This is a genomic window from Ureaplasma diversum NCTC 246 (assembly GCF_000731915.1).
Taxonomy (GTDB): domain Bacteria; phylum Bacillota_I; class Bacilli_A; order Mycoplasmatales; family Mycoplasmoidaceae; genus Ureaplasma; species Ureaplasma diversum.
In genome coordinates this window covers 1-3,597 of record NZ_JFDP01000042.1, presented here as the reverse complement: position 1 = coordinate 3,597, position 3,597 = coordinate 1, and the positions used below count along the sequence as shown (strand labels likewise).

At 28.9% G+C, this 3,597-nt stretch carries 2 protein-coding genes; both read left to right on the top strand.

The window, feature by feature from the left end; all coding sequences use genetic code 4:
- On the top strand, positions 1 to 2,084 hold a 2,084-nt coding region (locus UDIV_RS01735), incomplete at its 5' end, for an FtsK/SpoIIIE domain-containing protein (RefSeq protein ID WP_038102503.1).
- Between the two features lie 103 nt (positions 2,085 to 2,187).
- Entirely contained in the window at positions 2,188 to 3,552 is a 1,365-nt protein-coding gene (locus UDIV_RS01730) for a leucyl aminopeptidase (RefSeq protein WP_038102501.1), read from the top strand.
- Positions 3,553 to 3,597 lie beyond the last annotated feature (45 nt).

The following is a 3,597-nucleotide window of genomic DNA, read 5'->3' as shown; positions in this document are numbered from 1 at the left end:
TCCCTATTTTATTAGGTTCATTAGGTAATGGGTTATTTTTACTTAATAAACAAGATATAACTAAACCTGAGAATGCTTCATTTGCTCTTAGTTTAACGCAATCTGATGCTAGTTTTAGTTTTAGTTCAGTATGAGCTAAAAACTTTAATAAAGCAATTGGACATCAACAATACTACTATACATTACCAATGAGCTTTGGGGGAGTTATTGGTTTTGTTCATGTTGATTTATATAAACACTCAGGATGAATTTATAGTGTTGTATTAACTAGTTTATTAATAATTCTTATTTTAGCTATTGTGATTAGTTTAAACATTAAAACAAAAACAACATTTAATCTTAAATTAAAGATTATTAATTACTTTATTAAAAGCATTAACAAAAATCATAATCGTAATCTAGAACTTGTTGATCTTAATGATCAAGAAGATCAACAAGTAAATAAAGAAGAAAATAAACAAGTTGATGATTTAGTAGATGAACTAAAACAAACCAAAGAAGAGAGTGAAATTAAACAAAATAGAGATGTTACTATTACTAATCCAGTTCAAAACGAAGTGGTTTATGAGCAAATTGAACAATTTAATCAACCAGTTCAACAACAAACTAATAATCTAGTAACTGAACCAGCTTTATTTACTAGTAACATTAATTCAAACCAATCTACAAACCAACAACAATTAAATCTAAACAACATTTCACAAACATACTCACACCAAACTAGTTTTGATCAACAAGAACAAACAAAAACACCAACAACTACTAAATCATCATTTCAACCAAAACCAGCTTTAGTTACAAATAACTTTGATTTTGCTGATGAAGTTGTTGAAAATAAAGCTAATGAAGAAATCGAAACCGATAACTACAAATATTATCCAAAAACAAGTATTATCAATGAACTTAATAAAGATTTTTATCATGAACTTAAATTATTAGCAGCTGATGTTGACAAAGATGCTCAACGTTTCTTTAGTGAACAAAACATTACATTTGATCAAGCTACTATTAATGTTTTATTTAGTAGTTTTGAAATTGGATATGAAATTAAAGAAAATCAAGTATCTGCGATCTTAGCTAGATATAGTGAATCCTTAAAAGAACATTTAAACTACTACACTCTTAACCAACATCAAGATGCTAAATTAAATGTCTTTGGTTTAGGTTCTAAATTATATGTTCAAGTTGCTTTTAAGAGTTTAAGTTCAAGTGTTAGTTTAAAAGAATTATTAGATAAAATTGATTATAATAACCAACTATATATTGGGCTTGGTAAAAAGAGTAATCGAGAACTAATATATTTAAATAATGACTATAACATTATTATGGCTCAAGGTAATAATGGATCTGGTCGTTCTAAATTATTATCTGTTGCTATTATTAGTGCTCTTTATAAAAAATCACCTAAGGAATTAGATTTATATTTAGTAAGCAATAACACTAAATCACTTAGTGTAATTGATCAACTACCGCACATTAAAGCTGTTGCTAAAGCTGATGAGTTTGAAGGAACAATTAGTTTATTAAGATCATTAAATGAAAAAACAACTGATGTGATTAAACGTAAACTAGAACCGAATAATTGCAATGATATTTATCAATATAATGAAAAGTTCCCACATGATCAAATTCCACAAACTTTAATTGTGATCAGTGAATATAATGATATTTTAGAAAGTTCATATGCTCAAACCTTTAAAACCTTAATTTATCGATTAAGAAATAATGCTCAAATAATGGGCTTTAAGGTTTTATTATTTAGTGCTTTTAGTAATGAAAACACAACAGAATTTAAACAGATCGCAGATTGTTTAATTGGTTTAAAAAACAATAATGTTAATGAAAGTTATCTTTTCTTAAATTCAACTTTATGTACTAATTTAGTTGGTAATGGGGATATGGTAATAGTAGTTGATCGCGATTTTAAAAATCCGATTCGAGCACAAGTTCCACAAATTGAAAATGAAACATACACAAACATCATTAATGAAATAATGCACTGTGATTATAATTTAGATGTGCTTAGAAATGGTGAGAAAAAAAGTATCAAAACCAAGAAGTTTTTTAACAATCTCATCAATTAAGTGTTAATTTATATTAACAACCACTAAAACTAATAAATTATTTATTTTTTAAATAGGTTTTTAATATAATAAAAAGACAAGGATTGCAAGAAAGAAGATAATCATGACACTAAACGAAAAAAAAGAATTTATTTATGAATTAAAGGCTGTTAGTAAAGATCATAAAATCAAAGGGTTTGAAGAAGAAGTAACTGAACACAAAATTTTTGGTGAAGTTTATCAAAAAGAACATTACTTAGTGTTAACTGAAACATTTGATAGTAATGAATTATGACGTTCAGTGCTTGGTTTTTTAGAAAAAGCAGCTAAACCAGTGAGTGTTGATTTAAACTCATTTTTAGCATTAGTTCCAGAAGAACGTCATGAATCAGTTATTAATATTTTAGTAGCTGCTTTAATGTATGCTGAAGCAACTCCATATACTGCTAAAACAAAACCAACTCCAAAAAACATTCACAACTTAGTATTTGACAAAAAATATGAAGAATTAGTAAGCAAATACACAACAGTTGCTGAAGCTCAAACATTTGCAAGAACATTACAAGATACACCTTCAAACTTAATGACTCCAGGTGATTTTGAAGAACAAATTAAAGCTTATTTCACAGGCGTTAAGAATGTGAAAATTAATGTTCTTTATCGTGATGATTTATTACAAAAAGGAATGAACTTACACTACGGAGTAGGAAAAGCTGCAGTTAGTGAAAAGTTCCAACCTCGTCTTGTTGTAATCGAATACTTAAACAACTCATCAACAAAAGAAAAATATGCATTTGTTGGTAAGGGTGTATGTTTTGACACTGGTGGATATAATGTTAAAACTGGTTCACACATGCGTTGAATGAAATTCGATATGTCAGGAGCAGCAATTGTTGCTTCAACAGTACGTGCTTTAGCAGTTAATGAAGAAAAAGTTAATGTTGTTGCTGTTTGTCCATTAGTGTTTAACTTACTTGGAGCTGAAGCTCAAAAACCAGATGATTTAGTAGTTGCATACAACGGAAAAACTGTTGAATTAGATAACACAGATGCTGAAGGACGTTTAATTTTAGCTGACGCATTAACATATGCTGCTAAAGACTTAAAAGCATCTAAATTATTTGATATTGCCACATTAACAGGAGCAATGATTTATGCTCTTGGTGATACATACTCAGGAGTTTGAACAACTTCAAACTGCTTATGAAATGAAGTAAGTAAATCAGCTGAATTCACTGGTGAATTAGTGTGAAGACTTCCATTCCACAACGACTTCTTAAAAATGTTAAAATCAGATGTTGCTGATATTGCTAACTCAGTATCTGATCCGCGTGGTGGTTCTTCACGTGCTGCAAGTTTCTTAAAAGAGTTCACTGAAAACTTACCTTATGCACACTTCGATGTTGCGATTACAGCTGATGTTGGTCATAAGGGAACTGGGGTAATGTTAAGAACATTCTACAACATTGCAGTTAACCAAAAATTCTAATTAATAACATTAAACAAAAGTAGGGTTGCTCCTACTTTTTGTAGT